The 20,993-nt window shown below is 50.1% G+C and carries 11 protein-coding genes; 10 read left to right on the forward strand and 1 reads right to left on the reverse strand.

Annotation, left to right across the window (positions count from 1 at the left end; translation table 11 throughout):
* Positions 1-79: 79 nt before the first annotated feature.
* On the reverse strand, positions 80-910 hold the full coding sequence (locus tag PJDR2_RS12985) for an AraC family transcriptional regulator (RefSeq protein WP_190276194.1): 831 nt from the start codon (positions 908-910) through the stop codon (positions 80-82).
* Between the two features lie 329 nt (positions 911-1,239).
* On the opposite strand from PJDR2_RS12985, the gene PJDR2_RS12990 reads away from it, so the two are divergent.
* From PJDR2_RS12990 to PJDR2_RS13035, 10 genes are all read left to right on the forward strand, one after another.
* The gene (locus tag PJDR2_RS12990) at positions 1,240-2,799 is read left to right on the forward strand and encodes a response regulator (RefSeq protein WP_015844156.1); all 1,560 of its coding nucleotides are present in this window, start codon (positions 1,240-1,242) and stop codon (positions 2,797-2,799) included.
* Between the two features lie 20 nt (positions 2,800-2,819).
* Positions 2,820-4,592 (forward strand): cache domain-containing sensor histidine kinase, encoded by a 1,773-nt coding sequence (locus tag PJDR2_RS12995; protein ID WP_015844157.1) that lies wholly within the window; start codon positions 2,820-2,822, stop codon positions 4,590-4,592.
* Positions 4,593-4,732: 140 nt separating this feature from the next.
* Complete coding sequence (locus PJDR2_RS13000) at positions 4,733-5,731, forward strand: ABC transporter permease (RefSeq protein ID WP_015844158.1); 999 nt, start codon at positions 4,733-4,735, stop codon at positions 5,729-5,731.
* A 17-nt stretch (positions 5,732-5,748) separates the two neighbouring features.
* Complete coding sequence (locus PJDR2_RS13005; protein WP_015844159.1) at positions 5,749-6,642, forward strand: carbohydrate ABC transporter permease; 894 nt, start codon at positions 5,749-5,751, stop codon at positions 6,640-6,642.
* Between the two features lie 63 nt (positions 6,643-6,705).
* On the forward strand, positions 6,706-8,283 hold the full coding sequence (locus PJDR2_RS13010; protein ID WP_015844160.1) for an ABC transporter substrate-binding protein: 1,578 nt from the start codon (positions 6,706-6,708) through the stop codon (positions 8,281-8,283).
* Positions 8,284-8,391: 108 nt separating this feature from the next.
* Positions 8,392-12,822 carry a VPS10 domain-containing protein gene (locus PJDR2_RS13015; RefSeq protein ID WP_015844161.1) on the forward strand — a complete coding sequence of 1,477 codons (4,431 nt, stop codon included), beginning with the start codon at positions 8,392-8,394 and terminating at the stop codon, positions 12,820-12,822.
* Between the two features lie 43 nt (positions 12,823-12,865).
* Positions 12,866-14,749, forward strand: a complete 1,884-nt coding sequence (locus tag PJDR2_RS13020; protein WP_265525183.1) for an S-layer homology domain-containing protein — start codon at positions 12,866-12,868, stop codon at positions 14,747-14,749.
* Positions 14,746-16,497 (forward strand): amylo-alpha-1,6-glucosidase, encoded by a 1,752-nt coding sequence (locus PJDR2_RS13025; RefSeq protein ID WP_015844163.1) that lies wholly within the window; start codon positions 14,746-14,748, stop codon positions 16,495-16,497. The genes PJDR2_RS13020 and PJDR2_RS13025 overlap by 4 nt, the downstream gene beginning before the upstream one ends.
* Before the next feature lie 126 nt (positions 16,498-16,623).
* Positions 16,624-18,159: an ADP-ribosylglycohydrolase family protein gene (locus PJDR2_RS13030; protein ID WP_015844164.1), complete on the forward strand. Its 1,536-nt coding sequence runs from the start codon at positions 16,624-16,626 to the stop codon at positions 18,157-18,159.
* 29 nt (positions 18,160-18,188) lie between these two features.
* Positions 18,189-20,930, forward strand: a complete 2,742-nt coding sequence (locus PJDR2_RS13035; protein WP_015844165.1) for an alpha-mannosidase — start codon at positions 18,189-18,191, stop codon at positions 20,928-20,930.
* Positions 20,931-20,993 lie beyond the last annotated feature (63 nt).

A 20,993-nucleotide genomic window follows, 5' to 3' on the forward strand; every position in this document is an offset into this window, starting at 1 on the left:
TTTTTTGCATACTTTAACTCGCGTTCCTCTGGTCACAGCTTGTCTTCCCCAGCATGTATGATTTGATTTAGCATTTTAGCTAAGTGGAAGTTGTTCTCGAGCGGTAGCTGCTTGGTCCAAGTCCTTCTATCTTCTTGAAAATGCGGGAGAAATAGAATGGATCCTCAAAGCCGCATTGCTTCGCTATGTCGGCGACAGACAGGTTAGTGCTGGCCAGTAAATGCTTCGCACGCTGAATACGCAGCTGCTGCACGTATGTCCCAATCGTAATGCCCGCGTTTTTCTTGAAAATTTGGCATAAATACACATAGGAATGCAGTAACTCTGCTTCAAGCGCGGTACTACTGACGTCACCGGTGTATGTTTCATCCAGCAGATTAACTAACTTTCGATAGAGTAAATAGTTAGGTGAAGAATCGGTTTGCACCGGCAGTTGCTCCATCCAATTATCGGCAATTAGGCCCAAAATCTGTCCCAGCAGCAGGGAACTTCGGTAGCGGTAATAGCCCTCCGGTTCCCGAAACCGGTCGCATAGCTGTTCAAATAGCCCCAAAAGTTCGTAGCGCTTGGCCGCTTTTAATCTTCTCGGCAGCAGCAAATAATCCGAAGCGGAGGATTCGGTTATGCGAAGATCCTGCAGGCCTGGATGCGGGTTGTTAGTTGGGCCAACTGGTCGGGTTGGGTCAGGAATGCCTGCTTGATAGACCGGTGCGGGATCGGTCAGAAACTGTACCCAGTAGAATCCGCAATGATCGCCAATCGGCTTCCACCCCTTATGTTGTTCCCAGGAACGCAAAAGGTAGCATTCTCCGCTGTTTAAAGTCAGCTTATCCTCGCCAATCTGCAGATGAACAGGCCCTTCCGTTATCATGATGAGCTCAAAGAACGGATTTGATTTCCATTGTTGCAAATGCTCGTTTCCTTGTAATTCAGAGACCCACTTCACATCTAATCTAGCTAATCTGGACAGGAAGAAATAATCCATGCGTGGTCATTCACCTCATTAGGGACAATTCGGTCTGCTCTTATTTAGTCAGCCTATTCTAGCATAAACTTTGCGTCCGATATTCTTACCTTGCTGGATAAGAATATCGGATTTTTCGTTTGTCTGTCCATCATGTCCGGACAGACAAATCAGATAAGATTAAGGAAACCAATATTTAGTGCAGATGTCATCTGTAATTTCAACATCAGTACTGACGGCGGTTTTCTATTACCTTAAATATAGGAGGAGATAGGGTGTATAACGTATTGCTGGTTGACGACGAGCCATTGGTGATGGAAGGCATGCAGATGCTGATTGAGTGGGAAAACTATGGTTTTACTATTAAAGATACGGCTAGCAATGGATTCGAGGCCATGGAGAAATTAACCCGTGAGCACTATCATCTGGTTATTACTGACATTCGAATGCCTGAGATGGACGGCCTGGAATTAATCGGGCAATTCAGCGAGCAGGAAAGGAGACCTGCAATCATTATTTTAAGCGGTCACAATGAGTTCAATTACGCGAAGCAAGCCCTTAGGCATGGGGTTAACCAATATTTGCTCAAGCCCGTAGACGTAACCGAACTTACGGAAACGCTTACTTCTATCAGAGGCCAGCTGGATCAGACGCAAAGCCGGTTATCGGCAGACCTACTAACCTATCGAAACGCGCGTGCCAAAATGCTGATCGATCTTTCGAATGGCCACCTGTCTGAACATGGGAAAAGCGTTTTGCAGTCCCGCTATCAGATTCGTTTAATGCCTCATATTCGAATTACGATGTTGGAAATCGTCGATTTTCACTGCATCTATCGAAATAAACCCGGCGACGCGACTTTATATAAATTCGGACTGCACAATATTGCGGAAGAACTGCTCGAACAAGCCTCTGTAGGCTATGTGTATGATGATTCCTTCGGCAGAATAGGCGTCATTCTTCACGATGACCTGGAAAAATCCATGCTCAAGCTTCGCCATGTCCGCTCCGCCATGAAATCAATTTTTAAGACGGATGTGAGAATAGGCGTCAGCCGTTCTTATCCGCTTGAAGCTATCGCAGGGGGCAAACAGGAGGCCATTCAACTGCTGGAGGCTTGGGAGGACGGTCAGGATGCCGTGAAGCTGTTTGTCGAATCCGAGTTCGAAACCTCGAAAGCGATGAAGCTTGTTTGGAATATACAGGCGCTGATTGATGCGGTGGAGTCAGGTGACAAAACGGCCATTACGGATCATATTTCAACCTTTATAACCGTAATTGTTCCAAAGGCTGTAACAAAAGTGGAAATCCGAAGCCTGCTGTACGGCATTGTTCTGCAATTTCATACTTTGTGCCAAAAGCATGGCATGGAGATAAACGATAACTATGCGAAGGTGCTGCCTGAGGGAACGGACCATCCCGACCGTCTGAGGGAATGGCTTATTCAGCTTGCCTATGAGACAAGCGGCCGCATTTTGAATTTGAACGCGGATACGGTTAAGGAACCGGAGCTGATTAAACAAATCGTCATGTATATTCATGAACATTATCAGGAGGAATTATCTCTCAAGAGTCTGGCAGGACAGTTTTATTTGAATTCGGCCTATCTGGGGCAGCTGTTCAAGCAGAAGATGGGAGAGCCTTTTAATGATTATTTAAACAAAGTACGGATCTCCGAGGTCAAACGTTTAATTCTGCAGAAGCCGGGAAAGGTCATGGAATTTATTCGAATGGCAGGCTATAACAACGTCGAGCACTTCTATCGCCAGTTCAAGCGCTATGAGGGGATTTCCTTCGCTGAATATAAGGTCGGCAAGCGTTCACTGATGAAATGATGTATAGGGGGAAGTATGCGATGAAGATGCGCAAGAAGCTGCTGCTGTCCTACCTGCTTGTTGTACTGATCCCAATTATAGTACTAGGCTATTATTTGATCAGCAGCTTGACGAGTGTAACGCTTCAGAACAACGACCGTATCAACAAAATTGGCTTGCAGCAGATCGGCGCGAATATATCGGATGAAATCACGAATATTATGAAGTTTTCTGACCGTATCATGCTGGACCGCTCCCTTACGAATTATCTCGATACGGAATACAGAGGCCTTGAAGCGACAGAAGAGGAGTTCGTTCAGTACCAGAAAGATTACAGCACCATCTTTGATACCTATTCGTCGGGACTTACGATTCTGAATAACAAAACAGAGATGGTTCTGTTCTCGGACAATCCATCGACGATTAAGGACCGTACCTTCCTGCTGGAGCTGACCGATGACCTGAAGAGAGAAGATTGGTCACAGGAGCTCATGAAAGCCAGAGGCGATAATGTGTTCCTGGGATTAAAGAAGGATGCCCAGAACAACCGGCAGGAAATTGTCATCGGGCGGCAGCTGGCCAGTGTGACGAACTATACGCATCTGCTGCAGCTAAGCGTAGCGGAATCGACGTTGTATAAATATATCCAGATGGAGACCGGCAACAAGGAGATCTATCTGCTTGACGCGCAAGGGAGGGTCATGACGGCCAATGCCAACCGCGATTATATCGGACAAGCCTTCGACCAAATTCCGGGCATTGCCCCGTTACTGAATAATGCGAAGAACGATGGTCCTACGGTTGTATCGCTCCCGTTGGAACTCAGAAGTCCGTTCTCAGGATGGAAGCTTGTTGCGATTTTCTCATCAGGCTCGGTACTGTCCAATATCGGAGACATCGTACGTCAAAGCCTGCTGGTCTGCCTAGTCTGCGTGCTAATTTCACTGCTTATGATGATGATCTTCTCCGAAAGGCTGTCACGGCGCCTGAAGCAGTTAGTCCGTCATATGGCGAACATTAGGGATGGCAGAATGGCCGCGCCTGAACCCGATCATACGGGAGATGAGATAGGAGAGCTAAACCGGGGGTTCCGCAATATGATCCATCGTATTAACGAGCTGATCTCGGAAGTGTACCAGCAGGATATAGAACGCAAACAGCTCATTATTGAGAAGCAGGATGCAGAGCTGAGGGCACTGCAAAGCCAAATCAATCCGCATTTTCTATTCAATACGATGGAGTCCATACGGATGACCTTGGTGAAGAAGCGGGATACGGAAACGGCGGATATCGTGGCCAGCTTCTCGAAGCTGTTCCGCCAGAGCATGGATTGGCGGAGCGAGTGGAATACGATTGCGCAGGAAGCGGATTTCATCAGCCATTACATCCGAGTATTGAAGCTTCGTTTTCGCGACAAGCTGCAGTTCAAGATGCAAATTGACGAAGATGCACAGCAGCTGGAGCTGCCGAAATTCACTCTTCAGCCATTAATTGAGAATGCCATTGTGCACAGCATTGAAAGACGGATAGAAGGCGGTTGTATTTCCTTGAAGGTTCAGATGGCTGGCGAGCGGATTAGGATTGCCATTTGCGATGACAGCCCCGGCTTCTCGCCGGAACGATTAATAGAAATTACGGATAGGCTGGCTCAGAGTGCAAGCGTAAAGACGTCGGAGAGAATCGGCCTGCTCAATGTTCATTTGAGACTTGTGGCTGTATTTGGCCAGGAAGCCGGTCTGCGAATCGAAAGCGAGCCGGGACGGACGGTGTTCAGCTTCGAGATTCAGGCAAATCGACTGAAGCTGCAGGCCTAAGCCTTACCTCTCTTAATAAGGCATCATCTATAAAATGTGCAGTGTTTCCCTATGATAATATCCTTCGAAAACGCTTTATTTCCTTGTACGATTAAGACGAATTCAAACGATGAATGAACAAGTGCAGGGAGGGAGCCTGTTTGAGAAAGGCAACAGGAGACATTGTAGCAAACGGCCTTTTACAAGGCGCGGAAGTTGAGAGCAAAAGATTGAGAAAGGGCTTCTTCTTCGAGATGAGAAGGCATGGAGCCTTGTACAGCATGTTTTTACCCGGAGCCATTTTTCTGCTTGTATTCGCTTACTTGCCCATGGTTGGACTGGTCATACCGTTCAAGTATATTACGTACAGCAACAGCTTCTGGTCAACGCTGTTTGACAGCAAGTGGGTAGGGTTCTACAACTTCCAGTTTTTCTGGGACTCGCCGGATTTGTACCGAATTATGCGAAATACAATCGGTTACAACGTGATCAACATTGTGCTTGGACTCGTTATTGCCGTTTCGGTTGCCATTGCCTTGAATGAAATTCGCAATCGTAAATCCGCCAAGACCTATCAGACAATCATGTTCATGCCGTATTTCCTGTCATGGGTCATTGTTGGTTATCTGGCTTACGCGTTCCTCTCGCCAAACGGTTTCATCAATATGGGAATTCTAAAGCCCTTTGGCATTGAACAAATCAGTTTTTATACCGATCCGAAGTATTGGCCGTTTATATTAATTTTCTTTGCTCATTGGAAGGGCACCGGTTACGGCGTCATTATTTATCTGGCGGCTATCGCCGGACAGGACCAATCGCTGTATGAGGCAGCTGCCATCGACGGTGCAAGCAGAGGACAGCAAATTCGTAAAATCATGATTCCGCTGCTCAAGCCGATGATGATTATCTTAACGATATTGGCGGTCGGCGGCATATTCAGCAGCGACTTCGGTTTGTTCTATAACGTTCCGCTCAATCAAGGCGTGCTGAAAGAGACAACGGATGTCATTAACACCTATGTCTACAATGCCTTGATGTCATCGGGAGACATTTCTCTCAGCGCGGCTGTCGGTTTGTTCCAGTCCGTACTCGGCTTCTTTATGGTCGTTGGCGTCAACTGGATAGCCGGCAAGATTGATCCTGAGAGCAAGTTATTCTAGAGGGGGCTGAGCGGAAAATGGGAACATCGATATCGCGAACGACCAATATTATCGTCAATTTATTTCTTATCGTGCTTGTCCTGCTTTGTTTGCTGCCGATTGTGTTGGTACTTTCCGTCTCGTTCACGGATGAAACGTCTTTGCTGAACCAGGGGTACAACTTCATCCCGGGCAAATTCAGCATCGAGCCTTACAGGTTTCTTATGGATACGAACCTATCCGGCATATTAAATGCTTACAAAATAACGATATTTAACACGGTTGTCGGCACGATGCTCACGCTGTTAATGGTTGCGCTGTATGCTTATCCATTGTCGCGGAAGGACTTGAAGTACAACAACTTTTTTACCTTCTTCCTATACTTCACAATGCTGTTCGGCGGCGGGATGGTGCCTTGGTATCTCGTTTGCACGCAAGTGCTTGGTCTGAAGGATTCCATCTGGGCCATGATTTTGCCAAGCATATTTAATGGCTTCTTCGTCTTCGTCATGCGTACGTTCTACAAGAGCACCATACCTGTCGAAGTGCTGGAGTCGGCTAAGATCGACGGCGCAGGAGAATACCGTATCTTTTTCCAGATTGTATTGCCGCTTTCGCTTCCCGCGATTGCTACGGTAGCTATCTTTACCGCCGTCGGTTTCTGGAACGATTATTGGCTGCCGCTCATGCTGATTAACGATCCGAAGCTGTCGAACCTTCAATATATGATCTATCGGATCATGACGAATATTCAGGCTATACGAGAATACAGTCAGGACGCTTCCGGCATCGCAACGTCACTCGCCAATGCCCCAAGCGAAGGGATACGGATGGCTATGGCCATGATCACCATGGGACCAATTGTTCTTATATACCCGTTTTTGCAAAAGTACTTTGTCAAAGGTCTGACGATTGGTGCAATCAAGGGCTAGTCCAAAGCTGGTTTCAACCGGGATTAACCGGATGAACATAAATTACGCAATAGGGGGATAACCATGGTTAACAAGAAAGCCCGCTCTACTCGCAGCATGTTCTTGATGCTTGCACTTGTTCTTATTACAACCATGCTTGCGGCTTGTTCAGGAGGCAACGAGAAGACGAAGAACTCGGCTTCAACAACAACGCCTGGCAATGCGTCCAGCAACGCGGGAGAGACAGCAAAGCCGGAAGACAACGGAATTGATATTTCCAAGCCGGTAACGCTGAAATGGTACATGATGACGTTCGGTGAGATTCCGCCGAATCAGGACCGTATCTTGGCAGCAATCAACAAGTATACGCAAGAGAAGCTTAATGCAACGATTGACATGGAATATATCGATGTAGGCTCATGGGATACGAAGGTTAATGCCATGCTTACGACTCGTGAAGAGTTCGATATGATTTTTGCTCCATCGTGGAGATGGTTCCGTTCCAATGCGCAAAAAGGCGCTTATTACGAAATTACGCCAGACGCGCTGGATAAATATTTGCCGCAGACAAAAGCACTGTTCACGGATGCGATCTGGGACAGCACGAAAGTAAAGGGCAAATATTATGCCGTTCCGGGCAACAAGGATATCGCAGAGGCTTGGGGCTGGGTATGGCGCAAGGATATTGCGGACAAGTATGGCATCGATATGACGAAAGTGAAGACCTTCCAGGATATTGAACCCATTCTGGCTAAAATCAAAGAGGTTGAGCCGGATCTTGTACCAATCGACGAGAACCAGGAGCCGCTTAGAGGCCGCACTACATTTGAAACGCTGAATGCGGGCAACTGGACGCTTCGCACGGATAATGACTCCATGGAGCTCGTGAAGCTGTACGACCAGCCGGAAGCGCTGGAAATGAGAAAGCTGTGGTACGACTTCTATAAAAAAGGGTTTATCCGCAAAGACGCAGCTACAAAGCGCGATGTGGACTTAATCAACACCGGAAAGGTATTCGCAAGCTGGATGCAGCTTAAGCCAGGCAAGGATGCGGAGCTTAACGCAGCGGCAAAAGGCAATCCGGCATTCCCGAAAGATGCGGTGTACGCACAAAATATCGTTACCGAGCCTTATATTACGAACGATGCAGCGCTTGGATCCTCAACAGCCATCTCAAGCACATCCAAAAATCCGGAACGGGCTATGATGTTCCTGGAATTGTATATGAACGATAAGTACTTGAACAACCTGATCAACTTTGGCGAAGAGGGCGTTGACTACACGAAAGTTGGAGACAACCGCATTGAGCCGATTGAAGGCAAATACTCGCTTAAAGGCATGAACTGGGCTTACGGCAACCAATTCTTGAACTACCTGCAGCCTGGTGAAGCTGATGATAAGTGGGAGCAGTTCAAAACGTTCAACTCGTCTGCAATTCCAGTTAAAAATCTTGGCTTCTTCTTCGACGAAGAACCGGTCCGCAAGGAATTAAATGCGTTGACGGCGGCAACGTCGGAATTCGCTGCGATGTATTGGGGTCTTCTTGATCCAGACGTTTATCTGCCTAAGCTGGAAAAGAAAGAAAAAGCAGCTGGCATGGATAAGGTAAATGCCGAAGTCCAGCGTCAATGGGCGGAGTTCCTGGCCTCCAAAGGCAAGTAAGTAACTGAATAACAGCTCTTAAAAGCAGGAAAAGCAAGCCGTTCTAAACGCATAGTCGTTAGGAGCGGCTTGCTCTCTATGAGGAAGAATAGGGAAGGAGCTTTATGGATGAAATGGAGAATAGGAAAGAAAAAGGGATTCGCCAGCGGCCTGCTTGCACTTATCCTGTTATTCACAATGGCTTGGCCGGTATCAGCAGAATCCTGGGTAAATATTCCGTTTGCTACGGAATCTGCGTTGAATGCAGGGAATATCGGCGGGGATGGTACGCAGTGGCTGCAAGGACTAGCCGTAGATTCCAAGGACGGACAATTTCTGGTATTCACAACGGATGTAGGAGGAGTCTACCGCAGTCTGGATGGCGGAGATCATTGGGAGGCCGCGAATATCGGGCTGAAGTCGCGCGGCGGCAGTACGGTTGTTATCGATCCGAACAATGAGAATAGAGTATTGATGGCAGGCGGCAATTCCATGGCTAATGATGCCAACGGACTTTATTTGTCGGAGAATAAAGCAGGCAGCTGGAGCCAGGTATTCGGGGCAAGAATTGTAGCCTACCGGGATTACCGGACGCAGCTTGCCTTTGACCCATCTAGTTATGACGATTCTATTGGAGGCAGCGCGGTCGTCTACTGGAGCAGGGCAGCATGGGAAGTGAATCCTTATCAGAATCCAGAGATCCACCCTGCTATCTATAAGTCGATAGACGGGGGCCATACATGGGCAGAGCTGCCTAACACGAGTGCTTATGCAGGTGGTCAAATTGCGGTTCATCCGACCAAAGGCTATGTGTATTCAGCTCGTAATGACGGCTTCTATAAGAGTGTAGATGGCGGGGCTACCTACACGCTTAAGGAAGCTGGCGATATTAAGAGCATGAGTGTGGTGAGTTCACGAGAGGATAATGTTTATATCAATAAGAACGACGGCTTATACGTATCCTCGGACAGCGGGGAATCATTCCAGAAGGTAGAGTCGACATCGTTCCCAACCTGGAATCCAATGTACTTGCAGGTCAACCCTGTTAATCCGGATCGTATGATGATCTGCAACAATGTTATGGATAAGCAGGATGGCTTCACGGAGGGTGATCCATGGTTCTCGACCAAGACGTATTATACGACGGACGGCGGAGTAACGTGGACCGAATCGATCAAAGACAATACCTATCACTTTGGTCCGTTTAATGCCCGCCAGCAGATCTATGCCTGGCATCCAACAGATGAGAAGAAGGCGTGGGCATTCGGCGGAGACTGGATGACGACAACGACAGATGGCGGAGCTCATTTTGCATGGGCGAATAACGGCTACGGCGGGGTTATGATCGGCGGTTCATTCAATTTTAATCTCGATAATCCGGACTTGCTCTTCGTTGCCTCGCAGGATTACAACGGAGGGCTGACCGTTAATGGAGGAACGAGCTGGAAATATGTCAATTTCAGCGACTGGGAATGGGGCGGCTGGGGATATGGCGCCTATGCGGTAACGGAGGATGTACTGATTGTTGCCCGCAAATATTGGGACGGCACGAAGGATATTGCCGTAAGCCGCGATGGCGGCAAGTCCTTTAACCAAGTCGATCTTGGGAAAGATGCGAATGGCGGGCAGATTCATCTGCAAGGTTTAGAAACCGCTTACGCGGATCCAACGAATGATCAGATCTTATTTGTACATGAGTATCGAAGCAGCGATCAAGGAAGAACATGGAAGCGCATGATTGGTGCAAACGGAGTATTAACCTCCAATCCTGGAGGCGATCATGAGCTTTATGGTGCTAAAGGACGTAAAGTCGTCGTGTCACGTGATCATGGCTTGTCCTGGAATACGGTGGCCACATTCCCTCAGGATGTGAGAGATGTCGCCTACGATCAAGACCGAAACGTCGTCTATGCTGCAACTTGGGACGGATTATATTCTTATAATCTCACTGCCAAGACAATGACGGATCTGAAGCCTTCCGTACCAGTCGATCAATACGGCATGCAGCGGTTCTCCACCGTGGCGGTTGATCCGGTTGACCCTTCTATTGTCTATACGGGCGGACCGGCTAATACGTATATGTCGGATGCGGCGGTCCTTCGTTCCAAGGATGCAGGGCAGTCCTGGGAAGTAATCAACCGGAATGACCGCAACAGCGTAATTGACTCTGGCCCAGTTGGGGCGCGTGAAACAAGCTGGATTCGCGTTAATCCGAAGACGAGATATGCTTTTGTCGCTGGACAGTGCTACGGTTTCTGGAAGATAGCCCCTCCAGGAAGTCCAGATGAGACGGAAGGTCTCGCATTAAACGCCTATTCGGGTTCAGGTGAGGCGACACTCGACTGGTATGGTAACGGTTCAACAACGTTAGGTGACCTGATGAATGTGGCTAAGAATGTCGACAACAATAGCGATTCACGTATAAAAGATGCTTATGATGTGAATGGCGACCGGTTGATTGACGGCAAAGATCTGTACATTTTATCAAGAAGAGTGGAAGATTCGCAGGATAAGCCATTATCTACCTACTCCGTCGAAAGGCAAGATGCGCCGGGCGGTGCATTCGTGGAGATAGCTGGTCAGTTGACAGACACCTCCTATGTTGATAACGGATTAACGAACGGTGCAGCGTATGCTTATCGGGTAGTGGAGCATAACAGCGGAGAAGAGCAGTCTGCGACTGTCATTGCCAAGGTGACGCCGTCTAATGCCGCTCCATCATACTTGACCGTAACTGGCGAAAGTGACCGGATCCGCTTGTACTGGGAGAAGAAATCCGGCAATTATAATGTCTATCGCAAGGCCGAGGGGGATGCGGATTGGACGCTCCTGGCAACGGCAATTGAAGATAACCGCTATGAAGATCTTCAGGCGGAAAAAGGTGTGGACTATGCGTATACGGTTACAGCCGTATCTTCTGCCAATCCGGAAGTGGAATCGCCAAAGTCAGAAGAACGGACGGCTCGTTTATACGTGGCAGGAGAAGTAACGGAGATCTCCCCGTATATCACGCAGTATTCGCAGAACTTCGATGACAATACCGCAGAGAACTGGAACTTGTCGTCGTCAATGATACTGGATGGAGGACAACTGAAGAGCAGTCAGCAAGGCTATGAACGCGCTTACTACTCGGGTGGTCTGCTGCCAGAAACCTTCGACTACCGTGTAACGGTTACACGTGGTGGAGGCGGTGATCTCAATCGCGCCCAGATCGTGTTCAACAGGCAGGACGACGATAACTATTACATGCTGGACCTGACCCCTTCCGAGACCCTCTTCATGAAAGTGAAGGACGGTGCTGTGACGAAGCTGGGAGGAACAGCCTATACCAATCCGGAGTGGACGCCGGTAGAGTATACCGTTAAACGCAATAGCGGAGATCAGTATACGATAATCGCCAAGAAGGACGGTATCGCCAAGCTTCTATTTAATAATGTAACGGATTCCGATTTCATTGGCGGATATGCGGGTGCAGGCGCGACATGGAGCTTCTCGTCGTTTGACAATGTCAGCATTGGACCGGTTACGGAGAATGAGGCAACAATTGATACGATCGTTACTTATAATCAATCCTTCGAAGGAACTGTTGATAATTGGGATCTTGGAGCCATGAACGTTGCAGACGGCAAGCTGAAGGTGAACAACTTCGGCGGAGGCACAACAGCGCTCTATACAGGGGCTATTGTCGACGGAGAGATGACGTACTCGGCATCTCTGATGCTAGGCGGAGGCGGCTCGGCTAACTTGGGCCGAATGCTGTTCTATATGCAGGATGCCGGCAACGGTTATGCATTCCAGATTACGAAGGATACAGCCAAGCTGCTGAAGCTTCAGGACGGCAATACGACCGTATTGGCAGAGGTCGATCATCCGAAGGACGAGTGGGCAACATTAACTTACAAAATCACATCCGATGGAGCTGGCAATCTTCAAGTCGACACGATGGATGCAGGAGGTGCTGTGACGATCTTGACCGCTGCCGATTCAACTTTTACGCGTGGTTACATCGGGGTGTCTCATGAATACAGCGCATTTGAAGTCGATGATATTCATGTTCGCACGCCTCGTTCGGAGCAGCAGGAGAACGCTGGCTTGAAGCTTGAAGTATGGACCAATATCGACGGAGAATCGATTGATCAGATTCCACTGGACACCGCACCTAACCGCACAGACGTTATCGAGAATTTCGATGCGCCCCGCGGTCAAGGCGATGATTACGGCATTCGCATAAGCGGTTATTTGAAGCCTGCCGTATCCGGCACTTACAAGTTCTATATGGCTAGTGACGATCATGGACAGCTATGGCTCAGCACGGACAGCGATCCAGCCAACAAGACGAAGATTGCCTTTCTTAATTATTGGGCTAATCCCTATGAGTGGCAGAAGTACCCTGGAGATCAGATTACGTCCGACATCTATCTCGAAGCAGGCCACTCCTATTATGTAGAAGGTTTAATGAAGCAGGACGGCGGCGGAGATCATTACGAGGTGGCATGGACAGGACCTGAATTTGCTGATCCGACGATTATTTCGAATGAATATCTATCCCTTATTCCTTAGTAAGTGCACTCATTATAGGTCGAGGAGGTTACTGCTTGTGAAAATGTTTCGTATGCTGCTTGCTATGGTTATTGCGCTGGGACTAACTTCGGCTCCAAGGGCCGAGGCGAACGCTCCGGCATTGCCAGCGGTTACCGCAGCCCCGTCGGTACAAGGGGAACTGGTGAACGTAACGATTAAGGGCAGCGGGGTCGGCCATTTATACGGAGTACAGCTGCAAATCGCATACGATGCGACGGCGCTTGAATTTGTTTCGGCAAAGCCGCGTTATTTCGAATATGCATCGCAGCGTCAGGTGAATACGGATGCGTATGATTTACTCGATACGGCTGGTGCCCCGGTGGGATTCCAGCTGGTAACGGCAGAAGACGGGAATATCGACTACCTTGCAAGCCAAGTCAAGCAAGGTGCTACCGTTTCCGACAATTCAGCAGTGCTTGATTTACAGTTCAAGGCGTTGCATGCGGGTACAGCAACGGTATCGGTTGTGAAAAGCAAACTGATGAAGCTGCTTCAAGACAAGCCTGAAGAGATCACGGGCGCAACGCTTTCGCTGTCATTAGGCGGAAGCGAGACAGAGCATAGCGGCAGCGGGTCGATTATTACGTCTTCCACTCCCGCCAGCGATTTTGTGGCTGCCATAACATCTATTGTCAAGAACGGCTCGTTAAGCAAGGAACAGAAGATCGAACAAGTGAAGGCTTATATCGGCGCACATCTTCCGGCACTGGCTGTCTATCAGGTTCCAGCCAATAACATCTCCGGCGGCGGCTCTGCTCCGGTACTTGCAAGCGTAAACGGGCAGGCGCTTCAGGGTGCGGTTAACACGTATGCGGATCTCTTAAAGCAATTGAAGCTGCTAGCAGCAACGGCAGGGATAAATGATCCATGGCCTAGCGTATTCCACATCCAATTGCCGCCAACTGTCCAAGCGGAAAGTGTTCAAGTCGAGCTGCCGGCTGGCGCTCTGATCACGATGAAGCAAGCTGGACTTGCGCTGCTCATCGACACGTCTACCGGAAGCATGAGTGTGAAAACGGACGCGTTCTTGCTGCCGGCCAATGCGACAGTGTTTACCTTTACGTTTAATAAACTGGCAGGAGCTGCAGGAACAGGAATTAGCGTAGCTCTGCAGGCGGATGCCAAGCAATCCGGGACTGTTCCTCTCCCTGGTCCGGTACAGTTAAGCTTCCCGTATACGCTGAAGCCTGGCGAGAAAGGGGATCGTGTCATTATTGTTCAGCTCAAGGAAGACGGCAGCGAAGTGCCAGTCGTGAACAGCTGGTACGATGCGGTCTCCGGTCAAATGGTGTTCAGAACCTTAGAGGCGGGGTCATTTATCATAAAATCGGCTTCTTCTTCCTTCTCCGATATGCAAGACCATTGGTCGAAGAATGCGGTTGAACAGCTGGCGGACCGAGGTGTTCTTAAAGGCAAAGCGGGCAATCGATTCGATCCGCAGGGGGACGTGACGCGGGAAGAATTCGCGGCCATGCTTGTCAGAGCATTTGCACTGACGGCTGGTTCCGGTGCTGCCGGCCATCCGTTTAAGGATGTTGACGAAGGAAGCTGGTCGGCCGATGCGATTCAAATTGCTTATTCACTTGGCATCGTGAACGGCACCAGCCCGACCTCCTTCCATCCGCAGCAGCTGATTACGCGCGAGGAGCTTGCGGTCATGCTGTACAAGGCCGCGCAGGCGGCGCAATTGCTGCTGCCAAGCGCTAATGCGCCTAAGGTAAGCGATCTGTCCCAAGCATCCGCATTTGCAACGGAAAGTTTAAATCAATTGCTTCAATCAGGTATTATGCAGGGCGATGGCAAAGGAGCCGTCCATCCGCGCACGTCGGCAACACGCGCGGAGTCCGCGATGATGATCTATAAAGCCATCAAGTTATTCAGGGAAGGTGCGAATTGGCTGCAATGAGTATTTCACAACAACAAGAGCTTACGATAAATCTTGAGGCGATGCCCTTCAGCCGCCAAGGCTCCTATCTGGCATTGGGTCAACCGCCGTACTTCATGGACATTGAGCCTGGACTTTATTTCCGAACGCTTCGCGGCGGCAACTTTGATCTTCCCCGCCGTGAAGTATTCCGTATCCAATTGGTGACGGACGGTGAGGTGCTGGGCGATGTCAGCATGGTTGCATCTCCTGCCGTATTAACCATGGAACACGAGAAGGGATCGGCCAGCTTCTGCTGGTCCGATCTCGATACCCTGCGCGTGAGAGGCGCCGGTGTTGGCGTTCGTCTCGTTAAGGCAACGACGGGAAGCTACGACTTTGTATACGGATTTGGGGGAGAACGCTGCTTCATTAACGCTTCCACTCAGCGAATGAATTATCGTGTCGAAGCGCTGTCCGGTCATTTGCATATCATGTCTGTCTGGGAGGAAGTAAAAAGCACGGATATTGTGCTGGAGCTTGCACCGGATAAACAAACGGGCGAGCTTTCCTTTGAAATCGAGGAATTTGCTTCGACATGGAGCGGGCCTAAGCCTTATCGGTCGTTTGAGGAATGCGTGCTGGAGGCGAAGCAGGAATACGAGTCTTGGCTCGAGCAGGTCTATACCGGGATAGAGCGTGACAGCATGTCAACGGAGGGAGTAGCGATGGCGGCTTACGTGAATGGTTCTGGAATAGTACGGCCATCGGGTCTGCTAAAGCGTCCAGCCATGCTCATGTCCAAAAACCATATGACCAACGTATGGAGCTGGGATCATTGCTTTAATGCCATTGCGCTTGCTCCGCATGATATAAAGCTTGCATGGGATCAGTTCATGCTGCCGTTTGATCATCAGGAGGGCGTTGGCATGCTTCCGGATTTGATTAATGACGGATTCGCTCTGCCGAACTTTACGAAGCCGCCTATCCATGGCTGGGCATTATCGAAGCTATGGGAGCTTGCGCCTGATTTCGTTGAAGAGCAGCTGCCTGGACTCTATGGACCTCTCTGTCAATGGACGCGCTGGTGGCTCACCTATCGGGATGAAGGCGGTCTAGGCTTGCCTTATTATATTCATGGCAACGACAGCGGCTGGGACAATGCGACGATATTCCGTCTAGGCGGGCCGGTTCGTTCTCCCGATCTTGCTGCTTTTCTATCCGTACAGATGGAGACATTGGAGCGGATCGCAAGGAAGATCGGGCTTCAGGAAGAAGCGGAGCAATGGGCCGAGCAGCGTAAGCTTCTCGTAACGCGTATGCTCGATCAATTCTGGAAGGACGGCAAATTTACGGCTCTCCATGTGGAAACGGGGGAGACCGTCGAGGCAGACAGCCTGATTCTGTATTTACCTTTAATCTTAGGCGAAGCGCTGCCTGATGAGGTTATTCATATCTTGACGAAAGATTTGAGCCAGGAAGGCCGTTATTTGACGGATTACGGATTGGCTACCGAGCGGGTTGACAGTCCAAGATACCGGAGCGACGGTTATTGGCGCGGCCCGATCTGGGCGCCTTCCACATTGCTGGTTATCGAAGGGCTGGACCGCTCGGGTAAGAAGGAGCTTGCGCGTGAGGTGGCGCGGAGGTTCTGCCGTATGGTAGAGAAGACAGGCATGGCGGAGAATTTCGATGCGATGACGGGCCGTGGACTGCGGGATTTGGCCTATACCTGGACATCAAGCGTGTATCTCATTTTGCTTCGCCAATATGGAGCTGTTCTGAAGTAACGCTATTAACGGAAGACCAGATGGACGATCTTTAGCTCGCGATGCCGCGAATGCCAAAGATCGTTCATTTGATTAGAGTGACCTCGTTGCTATACTGCGATTATCACTTAACGGGAGGAATTACATATGAAGCTGACATTACAGAATTACCGGGAGAAAGTAACGGGCTGCTGGATCGGCAAAAACATCGGAGGCACGCTGGGTGCCCCGTTTGAATGCAAGCGCGGTGTATTCGATTTCGATTTCTACACGCAGGAACTAAACGGCGAGCCGCTCCCAAACGATGATCTGGATTTGCAGCTGGTGTGGCTGAACGCGGCGGAGAAATACGGCCGTAATGTTAACGCACGGATTCTGGGCGAATACTGGCTCTCCTACATCGTACCCAACTGGGGCGAATATGGAGCCGGTAAAAATAATATGCGGCAGGGTCTTGTTCCGCCGTTATCCGGCTATGTGAATAACGTATTCCGGGACAGCAACGGAGCATGGATCCGCTCGGAGATTTGGGCATGCCTGACGCCTGGTCATCCCGAACTGGCTGTCAAGTACGCTTATGAAGATGCGATTGTGGATCATAGCCACGAAGGGGTCTATGCCGAGGTATTCTTTGCGGCTATTCAAAGCGCGGCATTCGTAGAAAGCAACCGGGATACGCTCATTGATATTGGTCTGTCCTATATTCCGGAAGACAGCGGCATTGCCAAAGGGGTAGCTTCTGTCCGTGCCTCTTATGCGGCAGGCGCAACATGGCAGGAAGCACGCGTGAAGCTGATGAACGATGTGCCGGGCAGCTTCGGCATCTTGGCGATGGCCAAGAAAGATCTTCCAACGGACGTGCCTGTTGGTCCTATGGGCTACGACGCGCCAAGCAATGTCGGCATTACCATATTGGGCTGGCTTTATGGAGAAGGGGATTTCGCGAAGAGCATCTGTATAGCGAATAACTGCGGCGAGGATACGGATTGTACGGCTGCAACCTTAGGATCCATTCTTGGCATCATTGGCGGGGCGGCAAGCATTCCCGAGAATTGGAAAGAGCCGATTGGTGATGCCATTAAGACGTTATGCTTGAATTTAGGTGATCAAGGGCTGCGTATTCCGAAGACGGTAACCGAGCTTACGGACCGTATTATCCGCTTGACTCCGCTATTCCTGGGAAGCGAGCTATGCGACTACGTCACTTCTTCGGAGGGTTATACGATTGAGACGAGAGAAGGCGATGGTCTTTATCAGCATCCGGAATGGGTAAACGCATGGATTGACCGTAAATTCTCGGATAGGCTTGCGCAAAGCCCGTTTACGGTGGAATATGACTTTACGATTTTTACGGTACGGCTTAATTATGGAGCTGCTCCGTATGTGCAAGAAGGCAAAGAAATGACCTTCAAGCTGCAGGTTGTTAATCAGCTGTTTATTCAGCAATGGCTGCAGGTGAAATGGCATCTGCCCGAAGGCTGGAGTATTAGCCCAAGTCCGGTATACGCGGCTTCGCTCGAGCATTACCATTGCAACGACGGCATGACGGAGCTGGAATTCACGGTTACGGCGAACGGGCTGACGCAATCCCGCTATGATCTGATTGTGGAGATTACTTCTAACGGACGGCCGACAAAAGGCCTGATTCCGGTCGTGCTGATTCACGGAAAACCTGGCCTATAGATCAATCAGGCGAGAGGAGTTTGAATAAGTTGAGCAAGACGACTGCACATATTATTTCGCATACCCACTGGGATCGAGAATGGTACCGTCCTTACGAAAAGCATCATATGCAGCTCATCGATATCATGGACAGCTTAATTGAATTGCTGGACAATGATGAACAATTCCTCAGTTTCCATCTGGATGGGCAGACGATTATTTTGGACGACTATTTGGAGGTTCGTCCTGCGCAGCGGGAGAAAGTGCTGAAGCTGGTGCGCGAAGGCAGACTGATGGTTGGTCCCTGGTATGTGCTCCAGGATGAATTCCTGACCAGCAGTGAAGCCAATGCACGCAATCTGCAGATCGGGATGCGAGACGCGGCTGCTTATGGGGGGAGCTGCTTAATCGGATATTTCCCCGATTCTTTCGGCAATATGGGGCAGGCACCGCAGATTCTTGCCCAAGCAGGTATTTCCTGTGCCGTCTTTGGCCGGGGAGTGAAGCCAACGGGCTTCAACAATGCCGTCTATGATTCATTCGAGTCGCCTTATTCCGAAATGTGGTGGCAGTCGCCGGACGGCTCGAAGGTGCTTGGCGTGCTGTTCGCCAACTGGTACAACAACGGCATGGAGATTCCTGCCGATGCCGACTCGGCAGCAGTATTCTGGAATAGCAAGCTGGCCGATGCGCGCCGCTTTGCCTCAACGGAGCATCTTCTCTTCATGAACGGATGCGATCATCAGCCTGTTCAACTGAATTTAAGCCAAGCGCTTGAAGCGACAAGGGAGCTGTATCCCGATATCGATTTCGTCCATGCCAGCTGGCCCGAATATATTGAGCAGCTATCGAAGGAGGTGCCGGATAGTCTGGTGACCGTTGAAGGCGAACTTCGCAGCCAAAAGACTGATGGATGGGGAACGCTTGTCAACACGGCTTCCGCAAGAGTGTACATTAAGCAGGCTAATCAAAGAGGACAGGCGCTGCTAGAGCGAGCGGCCGAGCCTCTTGCTGCAATGGCGGCACTTACAGGCGCTTCTTACCCGCACGATAAGCTGACTTTTGCATGGAAGACGTTGATGCAGAATCACCCTCACGACAGTATTTGCGGCTGCAGCGTGGATGAGGTGCATGCGGAGATGATGACGAGATTCGCGAAGAGCGCGCATGCCGCCGAATCGATTATCGAGCAAAGCCTGCAGATGATCAACGCGTCTATCGACTTAACGGCCTTCACAAGACCGGCGGCAGCTTGTAGTCTTCCTTTTACTGTCTACAATACAACCGGCTGGGAAAGGACAGGTGTCGTAGCGGTCGAGCTGGATATTCGCAGGCTGCCGTTCAGTTATGACACGCGTGAAGCCTCGTTGTCCGAACTCGGCGATCTCGCGTTTGCCAAGGGCAAAGTGATGGATGCGCATGGCCGGGAGATCTTATTTGCCTTGGAGGACCTTGGCGTACGCTTTGGTTATGAGCTGCCAAGCGATAAGTTCCGTCAGCCTTATTTGGCCCGGACAATCCGATTGCACATGCTAGCCTCCGATGTCCCGCAGATGGGCTATCGCACTTATGCATGGGTAGCGGATCATGAGGAGAGTCAGCTTGAATCTCGACATGAGGCGGAGCGAGTCGAGAGCGAACCCCATATGCTTGATAACCGTTATTTGAATGTTGTCATTCAAGAGGATGGCAGATTGACAATGACGGATAAGCGCAGCGGCCGCAGCTACCATGATCTGCTTGCCTATGAGAATGCCGGCGACATCGGCAATGAATATATGTTCCGTCAGCCAAATGGCGAGCAGCCGATTACGACAGCAGGACTTTCAGCGAAGATTACGCTTAAGGAGAGAAGCGAGCTCCGCACCGTATATGAAATTGTCCATGAATGGGATGTTCCGGCATGCGGCTCGGAGGAGCTGGACCGTGAGCGCCGCGAGCTCGTCTACTTCGCGCATCGCAGCGCTCAACGCAGTACGGAACAAACGATGCTCGCCCTGAAGACTACCGTAACGTTGGAAAAGGATGCGAAGAAGCTTGACGTGGTGACCATGGTGAATAACACCGCGAGCGATTATCGTCTTCGGGTATTGTTCCCTACCGATATAGCTGCGGAATACGTGGAGGCCGATTCGATCTTCGAGGTGGCAAGGCGCAGGATTCAGCCGGAGCCGGAATGGAATAATCCGAGTCACTGCCAGCATCAGCAGGCATTTGTAAGCCTGCACGATGAGCAATCGGGGCTGACCGTCGCAAACCTGGGACTAAATGAATATGAAGTGCTTCGCGACGGTCGCAACACCCTAGCCATTACATTGCTGCGAGCGGTTGGGGAACTCGGGGATTGGGGCTATTTCCCGACGCCGGATGCACAATGCCAAGGCATGCATACGTTTACGTATTCTATTATTCCATTTGCAGGGGAAGATGCGGCTTATGAGAGTTATATACAGGCGTACCAATTGCAGACGCCGTGGCATGCTAAGCAGCATCATCAAGCATCAACAGGGCTCGAGGCGCCGGAGCGCAGCTTCTTAACCTGGCATGGAGAAGGTCTTGCGCTCTCCGCATTCAAGCTGTCCGAGGAAACAGGGGATCTCATCGTCCGCTGGTATACGCTTGGCGCCGAGGAACGGTCCTTGTCAATTGCTTCCCTGCCGACGGTTACGGAATGGTACGAGAGTAATCTGTTGGAGCGTAAAGGAGCGCCAATGGTTGGAAGCGGGAATGGCTTGGCGTTAAAAGCAGGCGGCTATCGGATCCTTACACTCGGCGCTCGTTGCAAGAGTTAGAGAATGAAACAGCCATAATTATTACATGCTTCTTGTATAATCACACCCCTGCGTCCGCAGGGG

Origin of the sequence: Paenibacillus sp. JDR-2 (assembly GCF_000023585.1) — a bacterium.
Lineage (GTDB): Bacteria > Bacillota > Bacilli > Paenibacillales > Paenibacillaceae > Pristimantibacillus.

Bases quoted from the DNA above. Each gene is read 5' to 3' on its own strand.
- PJDR2_RS12995 (WP_015844157.1), top strand. From the start codon at position 2,820: ATGAAGATGCGCAAGAAGCTGCTGCTGTCCTACCTGCTTGTTGTACTG.
- PJDR2_RS13005 (WP_015844159.1), top strand. From the start codon at position 5,749: ATGGGAACATCGATATCGCGAACGACCAATATTATCGTCAATTTATTT.
- PJDR2_RS13010 (WP_015844160.1), top strand. From the start codon at position 6,706: ATGGTTAACAAGAAAGCCCGCTCTACTCGCAGCATGTTCTTGATGCTT.
- PJDR2_RS13015 (WP_015844161.1), top strand. From the start codon at position 8,392: ATGAAATGGAGAATAGGAAAGAAAAAGGGATTCGCCAGCGGCCTGCTT.
- PJDR2_RS13020 (WP_265525183.1), top strand. From the start codon at position 12,866: ATGTTTCGTATGCTGCTTGCTATGGTTATTGCGCTGGGACTAACTTCG.
- PJDR2_RS13025 (WP_015844163.1), top strand. From the start codon at position 14,746: ATGAGTATTTCACAACAACAAGAGCTTACGATAAATCTTGAGGCGATG.
- PJDR2_RS13030 (WP_015844164.1), top strand. From the start codon at position 16,624: ATGAAGCTGACATTACAGAATTACCGGGAGAAAGTAACGGGCTGCTGG.